This window comes from Thermodesulfobacteriota bacterium (genome assembly GCA_040758155.1).
Classification (GTDB): domain Bacteria; phylum Desulfobacterota; class Deferrimicrobia; order Deferrimicrobiales; family Deferrimicrobiaceae; genus UBA2219.
The window spans coordinates 1-16,565 of sequence record JBFLWB010000093.1 but is presented as its reverse complement, the minus strand read 5'-3'; the positions used below and the strand labels follow the sequence as shown (position 1 = coordinate 16,565).

23 protein-coding genes are annotated in these 16,565 nt (G+C 68.2%); 8 read left to right on the top strand and 15 right to left on the bottom strand.

Annotation, left to right across the window (positions count from 1 at the left end; genetic code table 11):
- Positions 1-811: PRC-barrel domain-containing protein (locus AB1346_05570; GenBank protein ID MEW6719897.1), on the bottom strand; the 811-nt coding region annotated here is incomplete at its 3' end.
- A 119-nt stretch (positions 812-930) separates the two neighbouring features.
- Between AB1346_05570 and AB1346_05565 the strand changes: the two genes are divergently transcribed.
- Positions 931-1,383 carry an Rrf2 family transcriptional regulator gene (locus tag AB1346_05565; protein MEW6719896.1) on the top strand — a complete coding sequence of 151 codons (453 nt, stop codon included), beginning with the start codon at positions 931-933 and terminating at the stop codon, positions 1,381-1,383.
- On the opposite strand, the gene AB1346_05560 is transcribed toward AB1346_05565, so the two are convergent.
- From AB1346_05560 to AB1346_05535, 6 genes are all read right to left on the bottom strand, one after another.
- Positions 1,376-1,843 (bottom strand): PaaI family thioesterase, encoded by a 468-nt coding sequence (locus AB1346_05560; protein MEW6719895.1) that lies wholly within the window; start codon positions 1,841-1,843, stop codon positions 1,376-1,378. The two genes, AB1346_05565 and AB1346_05560, sit on opposite strands and share 8 nt — an antisense overlap.
- Complete coding sequence (gene mtgA, locus AB1346_05555) at positions 1,840-2,637, bottom strand: monofunctional biosynthetic peptidoglycan transglycosylase (protein ID MEW6719894.1); 798 nt, start codon at positions 2,635-2,637, stop codon at positions 1,840-1,842. The genes AB1346_05560 and mtgA overlap by 4 nt, the downstream gene beginning before the upstream one ends.
- 18 nt (positions 2,638-2,655) lie before the next feature.
- Positions 2,656-3,645 (bottom strand): thioesterase family protein, encoded by a 990-nt coding sequence (locus AB1346_05550; protein MEW6719893.1) that lies wholly within the window; start codon positions 3,643-3,645, stop codon positions 2,656-2,658.
- Between the two features lie 6 nt (positions 3,646-3,651).
- Complete coding sequence (locus AB1346_05545; GenBank protein ID MEW6719892.1) at positions 3,652-5,091, bottom strand: penicillin-binding transpeptidase domain-containing protein; 1,440 nt, start codon at positions 5,089-5,091, stop codon at positions 3,652-3,654.
- A complete protein-coding gene (locus AB1346_05540) occupies positions 5,088-5,822 on the bottom strand; it encodes a class I SAM-dependent methyltransferase (protein MEW6719891.1) in 735 nt (244 codons plus the stop codon). Before AB1346_05540 ends, AB1346_05545 begins: the two co-directional genes overlap by 4 nt.
- An 87-nt stretch (positions 5,823-5,909) precedes the next feature.
- Positions 5,910-6,464, bottom strand: a complete 555-nt coding sequence (locus tag AB1346_05535) for a hypothetical protein (protein ID MEW6719890.1) — start codon at positions 6,462-6,464, stop codon at positions 5,910-5,912.
- A gap of 135 nt (positions 6,465-6,599) precedes the next feature.
- On the opposite strand from AB1346_05535, the gene AB1346_05530 reads away from it, so the two are divergent.
- From AB1346_05530 to rbr, 5 genes are all read left to right on the top strand, one after another.
- A complete protein-coding gene (locus tag AB1346_05530; GenBank protein MEW6719889.1) occupies positions 6,600-7,031 on the top strand; it encodes a Fur family transcriptional regulator in 432 nt (143 codons plus the stop codon).
- Positions 7,028-7,984, top strand: a complete 957-nt coding sequence (locus tag AB1346_05525) for a zinc ABC transporter substrate-binding protein (GenBank protein MEW6719888.1) — start codon at positions 7,028-7,030, stop codon at positions 7,982-7,984. The genes AB1346_05530 and AB1346_05525 overlap by 4 nt, the downstream gene beginning before the upstream one ends.
- The gene (locus AB1346_05520; GenBank protein ID MEW6719887.1) at positions 7,981-8,775 is read left to right on the top strand and encodes a metal ABC transporter ATP-binding protein; all 795 of its coding nucleotides are present in this window, start codon (positions 7,981-7,983) and stop codon (positions 8,773-8,775) included. The genes AB1346_05525 and AB1346_05520 overlap by 4 nt, the downstream gene beginning before the upstream one ends.
- A 4-nt stretch (positions 8,776-8,779) precedes the next feature.
- On the top strand, positions 8,780-9,637 hold the full coding sequence (locus AB1346_05515; protein MEW6719886.1) for a metal ABC transporter permease: 858 nt from the start codon (positions 8,780-8,782) through the stop codon (positions 9,635-9,637).
- A gap of 84 nt (positions 9,638-9,721) precedes the next feature.
- Positions 9,722-10,291, top strand: a complete 570-nt coding sequence (rbr, locus tag AB1346_05510; protein MEW6719885.1) for a rubrerythrin — start codon at positions 9,722-9,724, stop codon at positions 10,289-10,291.
- 73 nt (positions 10,292-10,364) lie between these two features.
- On the opposite strand, the gene AB1346_05505 is transcribed toward rbr, so the two are convergent.
- Entirely contained in the window at positions 10,365-10,667 is a 303-nt protein-coding gene (locus AB1346_05505) for a YtxH domain-containing protein (protein MEW6719884.1), read from the bottom strand.
- A complete protein-coding gene (locus tag AB1346_05500) occupies positions 10,664-11,062 on the bottom strand; it encodes a hypothetical protein (GenBank protein MEW6719883.1) in 399 nt (132 codons plus the stop codon). Before AB1346_05500 ends, AB1346_05505 begins: the two co-directional genes overlap by 4 nt.
- Positions 11,063-11,233: 171 nt before the next feature.
- On the opposite strand from AB1346_05500, the gene AB1346_05495 reads away from it, so the two are divergent.
- Together AB1346_05495 and AB1346_05490 are read left to right on the top strand one after the other, a co-directional pair.
- Entirely contained in the window at positions 11,234-11,827 is a 594-nt protein-coding gene (locus AB1346_05495; protein ID MEW6719882.1) for a sigma-70 family RNA polymerase sigma factor, read from the top strand.
- A gap of 10 nt (positions 11,828-11,837) precedes the next feature.
- On the top strand, positions 11,838-12,860 hold the full coding sequence (locus AB1346_05490) for a zf-HC2 domain-containing protein (GenBank protein MEW6719881.1): 1,023 nt from the start codon (positions 11,838-11,840) through the stop codon (positions 12,858-12,860).
- Between the two features lie 10 nt (positions 12,861-12,870).
- Here AB1346_05490 and AB1346_05485 read toward each other — a convergent pair whose 3' ends face one another.
- The 6 genes from AB1346_05485 to AB1346_05460 form a co-directional block, all read right to left on the bottom strand.
- Entirely contained in the window at positions 12,871-13,368 is a 498-nt protein-coding gene (locus tag AB1346_05485; GenBank protein ID MEW6719880.1) for a PaaI family thioesterase, read from the bottom strand.
- Positions 13,365-14,321, bottom strand: a complete 957-nt coding sequence (locus AB1346_05480; protein ID MEW6719879.1) for a TIGR01212 family radical SAM protein — start codon at positions 14,319-14,321, stop codon at positions 13,365-13,367. The genes AB1346_05485 and AB1346_05480 overlap by 4 nt, the downstream gene beginning before the upstream one ends.
- Positions 14,318-14,956 carry a tetratricopeptide repeat protein gene (locus AB1346_05475; protein MEW6719878.1) on the bottom strand — a complete coding sequence of 213 codons (639 nt, stop codon included), beginning with the start codon at positions 14,954-14,956 and terminating at the stop codon, positions 14,318-14,320. The genes AB1346_05480 and AB1346_05475 overlap by 4 nt, the downstream gene beginning before the upstream one ends.
- On the bottom strand, positions 14,953-15,537 hold the full coding sequence (locus AB1346_05470; GenBank protein ID MEW6719877.1) for a cysteine peptidase family C39 domain-containing protein: 585 nt from the start codon (positions 15,535-15,537) through the stop codon (positions 14,953-14,955). The genes AB1346_05475 and AB1346_05470 overlap by 4 nt, the downstream gene beginning before the upstream one ends.
- Positions 15,537-15,938 carry a PA2779 family protein gene (locus tag AB1346_05465; protein ID MEW6719876.1) on the bottom strand — a complete coding sequence of 134 codons (402 nt, stop codon included), beginning with the start codon at positions 15,936-15,938 and terminating at the stop codon, positions 15,537-15,539. Before AB1346_05465 ends, AB1346_05470 begins: the two co-directional genes overlap by 1 nt.
- Before the next feature lie 120 nt (positions 15,939-16,058).
- Positions 16,059-16,565 (bottom strand): amino acid transporter (locus AB1346_05460; protein ID MEW6719875.1); only part of this gene is annotated, 507 nt, incomplete at its 5' end.

Here is a 16,565-nt window from a genome sequence, read left to right as displayed (position 1 = left end):
TGAGCTGGAGCAGCTCCTGCGCCTTCTCCGAGGGGAGGTCGGCGATGACGTCGGCCGCCTCGTCCGGCGGCATCTGCTCGATGATGTCGGCGGCCTGCTCCTTGTCCATCTCCGTGATGAGGTCGGCCTGGATCTCGGGCTCGAGCTCGTGGAGCGCCTCGGCCGCCGTCTCGGTGTCGAGCTTCTCGAAGAACTCCTGCCGCTCCTCGGGCGGCAGGTCGCTCATGATCTGGGCGATGTCCGCGGGGTGCAGGTCCGAGACGGCCTCGCGCGACACCGACAGCGCGAGCCGGTCCAGCTTCGGCTCCAGCGGCTGGAGGAACTGCCAGGAGATGAGCTGGTGGCGCAGCGGGTGGCGGATCGTCTCGAAGAAGGCGTCGCCCCGGCGCTCGATCCCGAGCCGCCGCAGGATGCCGCGCATCCCGACGTCCACGTCGGTGACGTAGGCAGCGCCTCCCTCCTCGGTGAGCTTCACGTCGTTGACCCGGACGACCTTCGCCCCGTTGATGTCCACGATCTGCTTGTCGAGGATGTCCCGGACGATGAACAGGTGGTCCTTCTCGCCGCCGTTCTCGGGGAGCTCGGCTTCCGTCTTCCGCGACGAGATGATCCGGCGGTTGAAGATCGCGAGGTCCTCCCACGGGAGGTAGCATTTCGCCTTCTTCTTCTCGAGCGACAGGCCGACCGCCTTGGGAAACCGGAGCCCCGCCTCGACGGCGATGTCGCGGACCTTCCCGATCTCCTCCCCTCTCGGATCGAGCACGGTCTTTCCCAGGATGTCGGCGACGAACACCTCCCCGATCAGCGCCATGGGCCCCTCCCGTCCCCGTGAGAATCCGGATCCAGTGTACGTTCCGCTTTCGAGCCAGGTCAAGGATCGCGGGGCAATCCCCGATGGACGCGCCGGGGGCGATGGGGTAAATAGAAGGTATGCGCCTGTCGAAGAAGACCGAGTACGCTTTCCGCGCGCTGATCCACGTCGCGCGGTTCCCGGAAGGGACCACTTTCCAGATCCGGGAACTCGCGGAGAAGAACGGCATCCCGAAGAAGTTCCTCGAGCTGATCCTGCTCGACCTGAAAAAGGCCGGGATCCTGTCGAGCCGGCGCGGCGTCGGCGGCGGCTATCTCCTCGCCCGCCCCCCGGAGACGATCCGCGGCGGCGAGATCATCGAGGCGTTCGAAGGGCCGCTCGCGGCCGGGGAGGGGAAGAAGGCCTCCCCCCGAGCCCCCGGAAGGGAGCCGTCGGCCGCGGTGGGCCGCATGGTGGCCGAGGCGTCGCGCGCGGCGGCGGAAGTCCTTTCCCGCTGGACCCTGGCGGACCTGGTGCGGGAGGAGGACGACGCGGCCGAGCGCCGTCGCCGCAACGTGATGTACTTTATCTGAGGAACTCCTCCGGCATCTGCACCGCCGTCACCTCCCCGCGCGCGGTGGCCGTCCCCGCGGCGTAGACCGTCGCCTCGACGACGACCTTCCGGCCGCGGATCTCCTTCACCCTCCCCCGGATCTCCAGCTCGGCGGATAGCGGCGTCGGCTTCAGGTAATCCACGCGAAGCGATCCCGTCACGAAGCGAAAGGACGGCTCGGTGCCCATCCCGCGCCCTTCCGCCCGGTACATCGCCGCCGCGGCGGTGCCCGTGCAATGGCAATCGATCAGCGACGCGATCAACCCGCCGTACACGTAGCCGGGGATCGCCGTGTGATACGGCTCCGGCCGGAAGCGGGTGACGGTCTCGTCACCCTCCCAGCGGGTCCGGATCCGGTGCCCGTGCCCGTTCAGGCGCCCGCAGCCGTAGCAATGGGCCACGTTGTCGGGGTAATAGTCCTGGAACGCTTCCTCGGTCATGGCTCCTCCAGAGTTTTCGCAACCTTCTTTTCCAGCCCCGCCAGGTTGGGGACCTCCGCCATCGCCGCGGCGTACTCCTCCCGCGTGATCATCCGCGCGGCGACCATCCTCCGGAGGATCCGGTCGGAGCGCTTCGTCACCCGCCCCATCTTCCGGTACGGGTTGTAGATCCTGGGCCCCGGCAGCATCGAGGCAAGGAACGCGCACTCCCGCACCGTCATCGCGGAGGCGGGCTTGCCGAAATAATACTGCGAGGCGTGGCCGACGCCGTACACCATCGGGCCCAGCTCGACCACGTTCAGGTACAGCTCGAGGATCCGCCGCTTGCTCACCATGTCGTCGATGCGCCGGGCCAGGATGACCTCCTTGAGCTTGCGGACGAGCGTCTTTTCGCGGGTCAGGTAGAGGTTCTTCGCGAGCTGCTGGGTGATGGTGCTCCCTCCCCTGACGAACGCCCCCTTCTCGATGTCGACCAGAATCGCATCCTTCAGCGCCTCGTAGTCCACCCCCTCGTGCGCATAGAAATTGGCGTCCTCCGCGGCGACGACCGCCTTCTTCATGGCGGACGGGATGGAGCCGTACGGGGTCCAGCGCGGGTTCCGGGGGCCGACGACGAAGGAGCGGTCCCGCTTCCTCCAGTCCTTGACGACGATCGTCGTCGAGAAGCGGGGCGACGCCAGCGGCGCGACCGACGGGAGCGTGAGAAGGGACCAGCCGATCCACGCCGCGGGCAGGACAATTGCCGCGAGAAGGATCAGGAGAAGCCGGCGGCGCCGGCGGGGGTTCCGTTTCATTTGCGCGGATATTGCGCGCTACCCCCCCGATACGTAATCGCGCACGGCGGCGAGAAAGTTCGCGTCGATGGGGACCGGCCGGCCCGACTTGTAGTCGTACATCACCTGGACCGTCTCCGCCTCGACGAACACCCGCCCGTCGCCCGGGTCCAGGAGGTCGTATCGGAAGCGGAACGAGCTGCGCGAGACGTCGGTGATGCGCATCCGGACGCGCACCCGGTCCTGGAGGAGAATCGGGATGCGGTACCTGCAGGAGACCTCGGCGACGATGAACAGGATGTCCTCGACGCGCCTCGCCCCCAGCACCTCGGCGAAGAAATGGACGCGCCCCGTCTCGAGGTAGGTGACGATCGTCGCGTTGTTGACGTGCCCCATCGCGTCGGTATCGCCGAACCGGAGCTGGAGGTCCGTCTCGTAGACCTTCGCCGGCGAGGGAGGCAGCGTCCCCGCATACGGCTCCCCCCATCGGCCGTCGAAGGCGATCTCTCCCAACGGCTTGCGGCTCCTCGGCCTTTCGTCCTTCCTGCGCGTCTCCTCGTCGAGCGCTTCCGGGTTCCCGGCGTACCCGACCGCGACGACCGCCATGGGCGCGAAGTCTCCGGGTAGCCCCAGCGCCTCGCGCAGCGGCGCTTCCCTCCACCCGGCCATCGGGTGGACGAGCAGCCCCAGGTCCACTCCCCGGTAGATGAGGGACATGAGGGAAAGCCCCGCGTCGAGGAGATGGTAATCCCGGCTCTCGACGACCGCCGCGGCGGGCCGGCTCGCGCCCGCCACGATCAGCACCGGCGCGACGCGGGCCCATGCGTTCCCGGCGTCGAGCGCCTCCTCCACCGCCGCGCGCGCCGGGGCGTCCCGATCCACCACCACGAAGCGCCACGACTGCCGGTTCCCGCACGAAGGGGACCAGCGGGCGGCCTCGAGCATCCGCTCGACCTTCCCCGGCTCCACGGGACGGGATGCGTACGCCCGCAGGCTCCTGCGGGCGGAGAGGACCCGGTGGAATTCCATCGGCCCTTAGCCTTGCGCGGCGCCGCGGACGACGGCGCCCTCGCGGACGGATTTGCCGGCCGGCTTCTTTCCGGGCGCGGCCGGAGATTTCCTTTTCCCGGCGGCCCGGGACTTCTTCCCCTTGACCGCCTTCCCCTTCGGGGCGGCCGTCGTTCCGCTCTTCCGGAACTTCGGGTGCTTCCGTCCGCCCGCCTTCCGGTAGACCGGAGGCGAGGAGGACGGATAGCCGAAATACGCGTTGAACGCCTCCTTGCCCACGTAGCTTCCCTTGATCTTCCACCGGTCCTCGTTCACCACGAGGGCCGCGACCGCCAACTTCGGAACGTTGGCCGGGGCGACGCCGGCGAACCACTCGAAATGCATCGGCGGCGTCCACCCGGAAAGCGAGCCGGTCTTCCCCGCCACGTCCATGTCCTGTAGCAGCGGCGTCCTCGCGGGGGAGCCGAAGGCGCGCCGGGAGGTGCCCATCTCGACCGTCTTCACCATCATCTGCACGACCGCTTCCGCCGTTTCCGGCCGGACGGTGTCCCGGAACTTCGATGGGGTCGATTCGTACGCTACGTCCCCGTCCGCATCCTCGATCCGGTCCACGAGGAGCGGCCGGGGCATCGAGCCCCCGGAGGCGAGGGCGGACATGATCATCGCCACGTGCAGCGGCGAGACGTACACGTCCCCGAACCCGGCGCCCGTCCGGGCGAGCTCGTATTCCTCGCGCGGCACCTCCGCGCGGCTCGGCTCGACGGGAAGATCGAACGGGAGGGGCAGCCCGAACCCGAACTTCGTCAGGTACTCCCCGAGGACGGGCCCGCCGACGTGGTGGACCGCCACCTTCCCGAACACGGCGTTGGCGGAGCGGGCGATCGCCTCCTCGAGGCTCATCTTCGGCCCGCCGCGGCCGTCCGGCGCGCGGATCCCCCGGCGGCTGATCCCGTAGATCCCGCCGCGGTAGCTGAACTCGTCGTCCGGAGACACGTTCCCGCGCTCGATGGCGGCGGAAGCGGTGATCACCTTGATCAGGGAGGCGGCCGGGTAGATGGCCTTCAGCGCCAGCGACGGATCGGATATGCCCCCCCGCCGGTACCCGACGAGGGCGACGACGCGCCCCGTCCCCGGTTCCATGGCGACGAAGACGCCGTACGGAGGATCGAACCGGCGGAAGAGATCGAAGATCCCGCCCTGCAGCTCCGGGTTCAGCGTCGATACGAGCCTGGACCCGTCCTGGAGATCCTTTTCCGGCTCCCCCGACTTCACCAGGTCGACGATCTCCTGCGGCGGCAGTCCGTGCTCGAGCCGGATCCTCACGACAGCGGAGGCGGCCGCGGGGGCGGGCGGGGAATGGAGGCCGCTCTCCGCCGTCACGATCCGGGCGACGCCCCACCCGCCGACCAGCAGGAGCGCGGCGGCAAATAAGAGCCGGGGACCTCCGCCCCCGAACGGACCGGTCATGTCTTCCTCGCGAGGCACACGAGGCCTTCCGAATCGGCGGTGAACTCCGCGCGGGCGAAATCGCCGAAGAAGCGGATGTCCCCGAAACCGGCGCCGGCGGCCATCTCCCAGAGCTGCTCCGGAAAGAGGGGATAAAGCGCGATCTCGTTCCGGGCGATCATCGGACCTTCCGCGGTGGAAAGGCGCAGCGTCGTGAGGAACGACACCTTCCGCCGGTCCTCCCAGGCGTACCGCCGGCGAAGCTCGGCGGATCCGTCCCCGGATCGGACCAGCGGCAGCTCCGTCACGCCGTCCCGGAAGATCCTTTCGTAGTTCAGGATCTGCAGCAGGATCCTTCCGGAGGGGGCGAGGGCGGATGCGGCGTCCGCAAGGAAGCGGCCCGCTTCCTCCGGCGGAACGTGGACCAGCGAGTTCCCGAGGCACAGCAGCAGGTCCGCGGCGGGACCGTCCAGCCGGTGAAGATCGGCGAACGCCCCTTCCTCGATCCGGGCGTTCGGGTACGGCGCCAACTTCCGGCGCGCGACGGCGACGAGCGACGGGTCGGGATCGAACCCCAGGCAGGCGATGCCGCCCGCGGCGAACGGAAGGAGCTGCGCCCCGGTGCCGCAGCCGGCGTCCACCACGGAGCGGACCCCGTCCTCCCGGAGCGATTCGAGCAGGGCGCGTTGCGCCGCGGACACCGGGAACAGGTCGTCGTACGCCTCGCTTATGTCCGCATAGAACGAACCCATCCGCAACATTCTAACAGGGCGTTTCCGCCCGTCGAAAAAAAACGCCCCGCGCGCGGAAAAAATCTTCCGTTCGCGCGGGGCGGTATCCTACCTTGCGTAACTTTTATACCTTTCGTCGATCTCCGCCGCGCTGCCGCCCGCCGGCGCCCCCCCGGGGAACGCGCCGCCGGGAGCCGCAAGGATCACGCTTTGCCCCAACGTGAGCTCATTGTCGAACGGGGAGGTGTCTTCGAACACGAATGCCTCCGCCTTGATGCGGTATTCCCCCGGCGCCATCCCGCTCGTGTCCCAGTCGAGGTGCATCTTGTACATGCGGGGATCGGCGGGACTTCCCCAACGGAACATCTGCCGCGCAACCCGCTTCCTGTTCGCGAAGATATCCAGGTTGGTCGACTGGCTCCCGTCCTCCCGGTTGTCCACCCAGACCTCGATGCGGATCACGTCCCCCACGTGCGCCCGGACCGGCTCGACGCCCAGCTTCGCGACCGTGAGGTTGATGTGGGCGCCGCCGTTCCCGTTTTCCAGTTCCGCAAGTCGGATGGACGGTACGGTCCCGGCACCGGCACCGAAGGCAATCAACAGAAGGGTCGCGGCCAGAATCGCCGCATTCCCCGTGCAACCCGCCCGCTTCCCGTTTCGCATATGCCCCTCCGGCACGGATCTCCCCATCGCAACAATAATCTATTAGATTCCGGCGCCGGAGGAAAAGGTTCCCTTGGACGACACACTTGCAATATATTTGCGTTTGCAATATATTTGCAAATGGGAGAGCGCTCCATGGGAAAACATTCGGACACGCTTCGGACGATGGGCCGCGCATCGACGCGGGGACGCGAGGAGATCCTGCGGATCCTCGAGGAAGCCTCCCTGCCGCTTTCGCCACGGGATATCCGTGAAAGGTTCCCGGAGCCCAAGCCCGACGCGGCCACCGTCTACCGGAACCTGTCGCTGCTGTCCTCGCTCGGGCTCGTGCGGAGCGTGGCGCTGCACGAGAGAAGCCGGCGATACGAGGCCGCGGGAGAAGGGATTCACCGCCACCGGGCGGTGTGCAGGGACTGCGGGCGGATCGAGGCGTTCGCCGCGATGGCGTGCGACCTCTCCGGGATCGAGGCGGACATCCGCCGGAAGCTCGGATTCAAGGTGACGGACCACTCCCTCGAGTTCTTCGGAAGCTGCGCCGACTGCCGCGGCAAGGAGGGGAAGCGATGAGACCGCGCCGCGCCGTGCTCCGGCTGTCGGCCGCATGCCTGCTCGCCGCCGCCTTCCTGCGCCTTCCCCCGCTTGCGCCTTCTACGGCGGCCGCCGCCCCGTCCCCCGCCCCGCTGCGCGTCCTCGCTTCCTTCCTTCCCATGTACCTGTTCACCGTGAACGTCGTCGGCGACGCGCCGGGCGTCCGCGTGGAGCTGATGCTGCCGGAGTCGCTCGGATGCCCGCACGACTACGCGCTGACCCCTTCGGACATGCGCAAGATCGCCTCGGCGGAGCTGTTCATCGCCAACGGGATGGGCATGGAGGAATTCCTGGGCGCCCCGGTCCGCAAGGCGAATCCCCGCGTGCGGCTGATCGAGACCGCGGCGTCCGTCCCTCCCCTGCGGGAAACGCATGACGGGCATAAGGAAGAGCACGGAGACGGGCACCGGCACGGCGATCTCAACCCGCACACGTGGGTCAGCCCGCGGAACGCGATCCTGCAGGTCCGCGCGATCGAGAAAGCGCTCGCCGGGGCCTCCCCCGGAAACGCGGCGCGCTTCCGGGCGAACGCGGACGCGTACGTGCGCCGGCTGGAAACGCTCGACCGCGAGTACGTCGAGGCTTCCAGGACGTTCCGGAAACGGGACATCGTCACGTTCCACAACGTGTTCGACCACCTTGCGCGGGATTACGGCCTGCGGATCGTCGGCAAGGTCGAGAACGCGCCGGGGCAGGAGCCTTCCGCGGGAGAGATCCTGAAGCTCGTCCGGACGATCCGGGAAAAGAAGGTCCCGGCGCTGTTCGCCGAGCCGCAATACCCGCAGCGGATCGCGGACGCGATCGCCCGCGAAGCGGGGATCCCCGTCCGTGTGCTCGACCCGGTCGCCACCGGTTCGACCGCGCCCGGCACGTACGAGGAGACGATGCGCAGGAACCTGCAGGTCCTGAAGGAGACGCTCGCCTCGCCATGAGCGGGAACGCGCCCATCCATACCCTCGCGATCCGGAACCTTACGGTGCGCAAGGGAGGAACGGAGATCCTCTCCGGCGTCGACGCGGACATCCGCTGCGGCGAGGTGACCGCCCTCATCGGCCCGAACGGGGCCGGGAAGACGACGCTGCTACAGGCGATCCTCGGACAGGTCCCCTACACCGGCGAGATCCGGTTCTGCCGCTCCAGCGATCACGGAGAGGGCTCCCCGCGCTTCGGCTATGTCCCGCAGCACCTCGAGTTCGACCGGGAGACGCCGCTGACGGTGCTAGACTTCTTCGCCCTCTCCGCCCAGAGGCGCCCCGTGTTCCTCGGCCGTTCCCGGGCGGCCCGCCGGTCGGCGCGGGAGAGCCTGGAAGGCGCGGGCGCGGCACATCTCCTGGATCACCCTTTGGGGAAGCTGTCGGGCGGGGAGCTGCAGAGGGTGCTGCTCGCCCTGGCGCTTCGCGACGCCCCCGACATCCTCCTGCTGGACGAGCCGGTCTCGGGAGTCGACCTTGCGGGGGAGGAGCAATTCTGCCGGTTCCTTTCCGACATCCATCGCCGCGCGCGCTTCAGCCTGCTCCTGGTCAGCCACGACCTGTCCGTGGTCACGCGGCACGCCGACCAGGTCATCTGCCTCAACCGCCGGATCGTCTGCCGGGGGGCGACGACCGAGGTACTCACCGCGGACAACCTCGCGGCCATGTACGGGGAAGGGGCCCACCTGTTCCGCCACGCCCACGCCGACGGGCACGGCCACCTGCACGAGCGCCGGGAAGGGAGGGAATGACGCGGTGGAAGGGATCCTCTCCGTCGTGTTCGCCGCCATGGACCGACTGCTCCCCTTCGCCTTCGCCGAGCCCGCGTTCATGAAGCGGGCGCTGCTGGCCATGCTGCTCGTCGCGCCGGCGGCCGCGGCCGTGGGGGTCCCGCTGGTCCAGTTCCGGATGGCCTTTTTCTCGGACGCCATCGGGCACTCCGCCTTCACCGGCGTCGCGCTCGGGGTCGTCCTCGGGATCTCCCCCACGTGGACCATGGCGGCGTTCGGTGCCCTCGTCGCGGTGGCCATCATCCTGGTCAAGGGACGGACCGACCTGTCCACGGACACGGTCATCGGCGTCTTCTTCTCGACGGCCATCGCCCTGGGCATCGCGATCATCAGCCGGGAGAAGGGGCTGACCCGAAATCTCCAATCCTTCCTGTACGGGGATCCGCTCGCCGCGACCGACGCGGAGCTCGCATGGATGGCGATCCTGCTGCTCGCAGTTGCCGCATACCTCGTGCTCGCGTACAACAGGATCCTGCTGCTCGGCGTGCACGAGGGGTACGCGCGGACCAAGGGAGTCCGCGTGCGGGCCGTGGAGATCTCCTTCGCGCTGGTCGTGGCGCTGGTGGTGACGACGGCGATCCGCACGGTGGGGATCCTTCTCGTCACCGCGCTGCTCGTCATTCCCGCCGCCGCCGCGCGGAACGTCGCCCGCGGCGCGGCTTCCGCGTTCCACATCTCCGTGGGCATCGCCGTCCTGTCGGGATTTTCCGGCCTGGTCGCCTCCTATTACCTGGACACGGCCACGGGGGCGACGGTGGTCCTCGCCGCTGCGGCCTGCTTCGCCCTGACCGCCATCGCGCGGGCCCTTCGCGCCTTCGGCTGACTCCCCATAATTTTTTCATTGCATCTTATAAATAAAGATTTCTATAATGCGAACCATTCCTATCCCAATCCAAATGGAGGCGTCATGGAACTGAAAGGGTCGCGTACCGAGAAAAACCTCATGGCGGCGTTCGCCGGCGAGTCGCAGGCGCGCAACCGCTACGGATTCGCAGCGGCGGTCGCGTCCAAGGAAGGGCACGAGGTCATCTCGTCCATCTTCACCGAGACCGCGGACCACGAAAGGATGCACGCGAAGCGGTTCTTCGAGCAACTGAAGGGCTTCGATGTCGAGATCGGCGCGGGGTATCCAAGCCGGTACGGGGACACCGTCGTCAACCTCACGGCCGCCGCCGCCGGGGAGCACGAGGAGTGGGCGGACCTCTACCCCGCCTTCGCGAAGACCGCGGAGGAGGAGGGGTTCGGCGTCGTGTCGGCGCTGTTCAAGAACGTGGCGCTGGCGGAGGTCAACCACGAGAAGCGGTATCTGCGGCTTCTCGACCAGGTCAAGAGCGGCACCCTGTACAGGCGCGAGTCGCCGATCCAGTGGAAATGCGTCAAATGCGGCAGGATCCACGAAGGGACCGAGGCGCCCAAGGTGTGCCCCACCTGCGCCCACCCGCAGGGATGGTTCGCCCCGATCGAGGCTCTCTTTTAGGATGAAAACATGACCGGCGGCCCGGAGACGGGCCGCCGGTCGGAACATCCGGACCCGTGAGCGTCCGTCCCCGTCAGATCTCCGGGGGGGCAGGGTTCTCGAAGCGGGCCTTCTCGCGCTGCATCGCTTCCCTTCCCGCCTCGTACGCCGCCTTCAGCACGGAACGCTCCTCCTCGACGAAGCCCTCCACCTTCTGTTTCACGTCGCCGGTCCACTGCTCGCTTTTCTTCCTGATGTCCTCCGCCATTCCGCCGAGTTTTTCCCGCATCTCTCGTCCCGAGGAGGGGGCGTAAAGGAGGGCGAGCCCCGCGCCGACCAGCCCGCCGGCCAGGAACGCCATGAAGATCCCGCCCGAATTACTCCCTTCGTTGCTCATTTCGATTCCTCCTTTCCCGCATATCGATGGAAAATATAGGAAGCCGCCGCCTTGAGCCCCGCAAGTCCCTCCGCGAATCCCACGAGGGCCGGGGTCAGGGAATGATCCAGGACCATCTTCGCGACATCGACGGGCGTCCGCAGCGCCCGGATCCCCTCGGTGAAATGCGAGACGTTGGAAACCGCCCGGTCCATGTGGGAAACGATCTCCCGGAAAGTGTTGTTGGTCTTCCGGATATCCTCGGCGGTCATTTCGACCTGGCGCAGCGTCTCGTCGAGCCTCGCCGCGATATGCTCCACGTTCCGCCGGATTCCGATCATCACGATCGACAGGACGATCGCCAGGATCAGGACGGACACCGAAAGCGCGATGTAAAGGATCGACAAAGGGTCCAATAGCCACCTCCCGGAGGATGAAGCGCATGGGGGATCGATATTTTCCCTGTAGGTTTAAAATACAGCATTAGGCGCATGGCCCGCAATCTTCCCGGGGCCGTATCGGCGTTCCGTTAGTAGAATGTGGGAACCGGGAGAGGGGGAGCCGTGTCGGAAATTACGGGAGGCGAAGTGGGAACGCCGCGAGGGGGGGAGGCGCCGTTCGACCTGCTCGTCGAGGCGTTCCGGCAGGGGAAACCCGGAGCCTTCGACGCGATCGTGAAGGCGCACCAGGATCGGGTGTACGGGTTCTGCGCCCGGATGCTCTCCGACCGGGAGGACGCGCTGGACGTGTCGCAGGAGGTGTTTCTATCGGCATATCGGAACCTTGCGTCGTTCCGCGGGGAGGCCTCCCTGTCGACCTGGCTGCTCCGGATCGCGGCGAACCGCTGCCTGAATCGCATCCGCCAGCGGAAATCGGTCGCGGGGCGGGAAGCGCCTTGGCCGGAGGCGGGCGACGAGGGGGAGGGGAAGGACTTCCAGCCTGCCGGGCCGGAGGAAAGCCGTCCGGACCGGGTCGCGGAAAACCGGGAGGCGGGGGAGATCCTCGCCGCGGCGCTCGACCGTCTGGAACCGGGCACCCGCTGGATGGTGCTGCTCTCCGATGTCGAAGGATTCTCCCACGAGGAGATCGCCGAAATGGCGAAGGTCCCTCTGGGAACGGTCAAATCGCGGCTGCATCGGGCCCGCATGTCGCTTCGCCGGCTGCTGGAGCCGGTAGTCTGAAGGGGGACGCATGATGGATTGCAGGGAAGTGCGGGAGTGCCTGTCCGATTACCGGGACGGGTCGCTTCCGGAAACCGTCGGGGATGGAATTTCCCATCATCTCCTCGAATGCGCCGGCTGCGCCGAAGTCGACCGCTCCCTCGGGACGGTAAGGGAGCAGCTCCGGAAGCTGCCTCCCGTGCCGGCGCCTCCCGAGCTGTTCGGGCGGATCCGGGACGCGGTCGCCGGGGAAAGCCGCCCGGTCCGCTCGGCGTTCTCCCGTTGGATGGTCCCCCTGGAAGCGGCGGCGGCCCTCCTGCTGTTCGCATCCGTGTACTGGTACTGGTCCGGCTCCGCGCCTGTGACCGCGCCCGGAACGCCTCCCGCTCCGGCGGAAATCGCATCCGCGGCGCTGACGGAAAGCCCGTCCCCTTCGCCCGCGCGGGACGTTCCGCAATCCCCCGCGATTACTCCTGCGCCCCCCCGGATCGCGCGGACGGCGCCGCGGGCCGTCGCGGCGATCCCTCCCACCGAACCTGAGCGCGAAAGGGGATCGATCTCCACGCTCCCGGAGGACACCCCCGACCCGAAGGAGCGCGTCTACACCATCGCCGATCTTCCCGCCGTCCCGGTGCTCCGGGCCAGCACGAATTTCCGGAGGATCGCGCCCGTCGTCCCGCGGGAGACGGAGGCGGAGACGGAGACCCGGACGGCCGCAAACGGCGCCTCCAACCCGTCGCGGATCCACACACCGTTCCCCTACGGCCGGACGGTATCGCTGGAGGTCGCGCAGGAAGAACGGGAGGATGCGGGCAACCGGATCGGCGAAACCGCGCTGCGGCTGGGAGGGACCGTCGAAGGGACCGACCGCGTCGTTCCCGACGGCATCGTGGCCGTCCGCGTGCTCCTGCCGGAGCGCACGGCGAGGACCTTCATCGAGGAGCTGGCGCGGATCGGGGAGATCCCGCCGGACGGGATGCCGAAAAGAAGCGTGCTCCCCGCGGGGCCCGCTCCCGGGACGGTCGCCTACTCGGTGCGTCTCCGCGCGAAGTGACGGGAGCCGGTCACCGGTACGCGTCGAACATCGTCTTGTACTTCCGGCAATCGTGGAACCTGAGGAACGGCAGCACGCCCGCCGTCTCCTCGCGCCCCATCGGCGAGAATTTCCCCTTCGCGCGGACGCGCGCCTTCCCTCCGTGGAGGAGCTCCCCCTCGCAGTAGGCCAGCCGCCCCGCATCCTCGATCAGTCTGCTGCGGATGAAGATCTCCTCCCCCACCGGCACCGGGGAAAGGTACCGCACGGTGAGCTCCGCCGTCACGTACATCGGGTGGCGCTTCCCGAACACGGTGGCGGCCCAACCCATCGTCTCGTCGAGCAGCGCCGCAAGGATCCCGCCGTGCGCGACGTTTTTATATCCGTTCATGTGGCGGGGGATCGCCACCCGCCCCCGGACCTCGTCCCCTTCCACGAAGAAGCGGGCCCGGACCCCCGATGCGTTCTCCTCCCCGCAGAGGAAGCAGCCGGTGGAGTGCGGGAGGTATTCCCGATCGTCGTCCTTCACGACGTCTTCCTCCTTCCGCCGCCGTTCCACAGCGACCCCTGGCAGCTCCGGCGCCGGGCAAGCTCCGCCGTCAGCTCCGCCGCCATCCCGCGGGGCCCCTTCTCCCACTTCGGAGCCAGGAGCAGCCGGTCCGGCGCCGTACCCATCAGCCGCATCACGGCCACCTCCGGCGACAGCCGCTCCAGGAAATCCGCGCAGGCGGACAGGTAGCTTCCGTAATCCGGCACCTTCACCGCGCCGCCCCGGAACGCATCCTCCAGCCGGCTCCCCGCGAGGACGTGGAAGTGGTGGAGCTTCACCCCCTGGACCCCCAGCCGGGAAAGGAACGGCGCGGCGGAGAGGAACTTCCGCTTCGTGTCGCCCGGCAGGCCGTAGATCAGGTGGACGCCCACGTCGATCCCCCGGGCGCGGAGCGCGGCGGAGGCGTTCGCGAACGTCTCGACCGTGTGCCCCCGGTTCACGCGCCGGAGCACGGCGTCGGACATCGACTGCAGCCCGAGCTCGACGCAGACGTACCGGTCGGCGGCGATCTCCGAGAAGACGTCGAGGACCCCTTCGCCGACGCAGTCGGGGCGCGTCCCCACGACGATCCCGGCGACGTCGGGGTGGGCGAAGGCGGCGAGGTATCTCCGCCGCAGCTCCGCCGGCGAGGCGTAGCTGTTGCTGTATTTCTGGAAATAGACCAGGAACCGCCGGAACGCCCGGTGCCTTCCGGGGGCGAGTATCGACCGGCGGACCTGCTCCTCCACCGGGACGCCGGGGAAACGGATCCCCGCCGTGAAGGAATCGTTGTTGCAGTAGCTGCAGCCGCCCACGCCGATCGTTCCGTCCCGGTTGGGGCACGTGAAGCCGCCGTCCACGGAGATCCTGGCGGCGGGCCCTCCGATGCGCCGGGTGAGATAGGCCCCGTAGTTGTGATAACGGAGCTGCGGATGGATCGGCGGAAGGATCATCGTGTCCCGAGGGCGCCTCTGTGTTCCAGGATCTCGGCGCGAACGGATTCCGTGCAGGCCGGGTCCCCCGCGTCGCAGCGGCGCAGCGCCTCGGCGAAGGCGCTTTCCGCCTCCGGGACCCGGGACATCCCTCCGAGCAATACGCCGAGCGTGTCGAGCAGCGGGGGCTGCCGCCTCGCCGGATCCTCCAGGACGCCCTGCAGGCGGCGGAGCGCATCCTCCCTGCCGCCGCCGGACAGGATCGCCGCCCACGCCAGGTTGTTCACGGCCTCGGGATTCCCCGGCCGCAGCTCGAGGGCGCGCAGATACTCCTCCCGCGCCGCGTCGTAGCGCTTCTCCGCCAGCCGGACGTTCCCCAGGTTGAACCGGGCGAGGAAGGAGGATCCGTCCTTCTTCAGGGCGCGCTCGTACTCACGTCCGGCCAATGCGAGCTCCCCTTTCTTCTCGTATGCGACGCCGAGCGCCACGTGCTCGTCCGCGGACAGCGGATCCTCGAGCACGATGATCTTCGGCATGCGCCCGCACCCGGCGACCGCGATCGCCGCGAGAAGGAGGAGCGCGATCCCGACAGGGAAGGGTCTTGTGCGAGGACAGCGCCCCTTGCGGTCGGCAACGGTGTCGCGGGGCGTCGTCACTTCTGCGCTCCTTCCAGCGGAGCGACGATGGCCAGCCGCCCCATCTTGCTCCATTGCGCATCCAGCCTGCCGTAAGGAATGACCGCCCCCTCCGTGCGTCCCGAGTGCGCCACCACGCCTTCCGAAGTCGTTCCGTACGCGATCAGGTAATGGGGGCGGCTCCACGCCCACACGCCCAGGTCGACCAGGAGGATCACCGGTTCTCCCCCGGCAATCCGCTCCCGGAGCCGCTGAATGTCGAGCGCGGTCACCTCGGCCCGGACCCCGCGGCGGCGGGCGGCCGCCGCCAGGTCGGTGACAAGCGTTCCGCGCAGCCCGGACGTGCGCGTCTCCTCGACCAGCTCCCGCACGGACGCGTCCTTCCCGTGGAACCGCAGCAGCATCGCCAGCGAGGAAGGGCCGCACGTGTCCTCCTCCTGGGGAAGGAAGGGAACGCCCTGGAGGATCCGCATTCCGGCCGCGGGCGCGACGGCAGAGGGGAGCGTCTCCGCCGGCGGCCGGGAAGCCGCGCATTCCCACGCAAGCAAAAGGGCGCCGCCCAGCAGGAGGGCGGCGCCCCGGATCCCGAACGCCAGGGGCATCAGCGGATGATGATTTCCTTGTTCATCAGCTTGATGATCACGAGGACGAGGATGATGAGGATCGCGATGCCGATGAGGACGCCGAGGGCGCTGTCGGTCCCCGCGGCCGCGCGGTCCGTGAGCGTCGCGAGCCGGTGGAGGTCCTGTTCGCTCATCGCCCGGACCTTGGCCGACGCTTCTTCGGGAGACACGCCGTAGTCGATCAGCTTCTGCGCGACGATCTTGTTCTCGAGGAACGCCTGCACCTTCGCCAAGTCCTCGGAACGGGCCGTCCCGTCCGGCAGGCAGGATCCGATCACGCCGGCCTCGGCGACTCCCCGCAGGGTCCCGAGAACCCCCATCCACCCCGCCATCGCCACTGCCAGCACGACGAACCAACCCGCTCTCCGCAACGTTGTCATGTCGTTCCTCCTTCGCCGATTCTCGCAGGACGCATCATGCCGTCTTGGATCAGGTTATTTTGTCAGATGGCGCGGGAGACGGTCAACCCTGCCGTCGGTTTCCCGGCGGCGCGGAAATTCTCATTCCATCGCCCGGACGGGCAGGACGATCATGGGGTGTCCGTCGAAGACCAGCTTCTTCTGCGCCAGGAACGCCGTCTGGTTGTGCAGAAGCTTCGTGACGAGGTTCTCCTCCGAGAAGACCAGCTTTCCGGCGAAGAACATCCTGTTGGGGAAATCCGTCGCCACCTCCTCGGCCAGGCGGCCGATGATCTCGATGACGTCCGTGCCCACCCGGTAGCGCGCTTCCGCGTAGTATCCGTGCCCCTTGACGAACTCCACGTAGTTCTGGAGCTGCTTCCCCAGGTCCTCCGACAGGTTCCGGATCTCCGCGGCCCCCTTGAACCGCCGCGTGTCCACCACCCCCGCCGAGATGAAAACGAAATTGCGGAACGTCCCCGGGAACGAGCGCACGATCGTGAAGAACACGTGCATCCCCATCCCGTTGTATCCCGACACCATGATCACCGCCGTCGGCGCCTGCCGCCGCACCATCGGCTCCTGCGCCACCGCCGTCGTCGGCGGGGG

Excerpts from the sequence above, each read along its gene's own strand:
- AB1346_05565 (MEW6719896.1), top strand. The coding sequence starts at position 931 with ATGCGCCTGTCGAAGAAGACCGAGTACGCTTTCCGCGCGCTGATCCAC.
- AB1346_05560 (MEW6719895.1), bottom strand. The coding sequence starts at position 1,843 with ATGACCGAGGAAGCGTTCCAGGACTATTACCCCGACAACGTGGCCCAT.
- mtgA (MEW6719894.1), bottom strand. The coding sequence starts at position 2,637 with ATGAAACGGAACCCCCGCCGGCGCCGCCGGCTTCTCCTGATCCTTCTC.
- AB1346_05550 (MEW6719893.1), bottom strand. The coding sequence starts at position 3,645 with ATGGAATTCCACCGGGTCCTCTCCGCCCGCAGGAGCCTGCGGGCGTAC.
- AB1346_05545 (MEW6719892.1), bottom strand. The coding sequence starts at position 5,091 with ATGACCGGTCCGTTCGGGGGCGGAGGTCCCCGGCTCTTATTTGCCGCC.
- AB1346_05540 (MEW6719891.1), bottom strand. The coding sequence starts at position 5,822 with ATGGGTTCGTTCTATGCGGACATAAGCGAGGCGTACGACGACCTGTTC.
- AB1346_05535 (MEW6719890.1), bottom strand. The coding sequence starts at position 6,464 with ATGCGAAACGGGAAGCGGGCGGGTTGCACGGGGAATGCGGCGATTCTG.
- AB1346_05530 (MEW6719889.1), top strand. The coding sequence starts at position 6,600 with ATGGGAAAACATTCGGACACGCTTCGGACGATGGGCCGCGCATCGACG.
- AB1346_05525 (MEW6719888.1), top strand. The coding sequence starts at position 7,028 with ATGAGACCGCGCCGCGCCGTGCTCCGGCTGTCGGCCGCATGCCTGCTC.
- AB1346_05520 (MEW6719887.1), top strand. The coding sequence starts at position 7,981 with ATGAGCGGGAACGCGCCCATCCATACCCTCGCGATCCGGAACCTTACG.
- rbr (MEW6719885.1), top strand. The coding sequence starts at position 9,722 with ATGGAACTGAAAGGGTCGCGTACCGAGAAAAACCTCATGGCGGCGTTC.
- AB1346_05505 (MEW6719884.1), bottom strand. The coding sequence starts at position 10,667 with ATGAGCAACGAAGGGAGTAATTCGGGCGGGATCTTCATGGCGTTCCTG.
- AB1346_05490 (MEW6719881.1), top strand. The coding sequence starts at position 11,838 with ATGATGGATTGCAGGGAAGTGCGGGAGTGCCTGTCCGATTACCGGGAC.
- AB1346_05480 (MEW6719879.1), bottom strand. The coding sequence starts at position 14,321 with ATGATCCTTCCGCCGATCCATCCGCAGCTCCGTTATCACAACTACGGG.
- AB1346_05470 (MEW6719877.1), bottom strand. The coding sequence starts at position 15,537 with ATGCCCCTGGCGTTCGGGATCCGGGGCGCCGCCCTCCTGCTGGGCGGC.
- AB1346_05465 (MEW6719876.1), bottom strand. The coding sequence starts at position 15,938 with ATGACAACGTTGCGGAGAGCGGGTTGGTTCGTCGTGCTGGCAGTGGCG.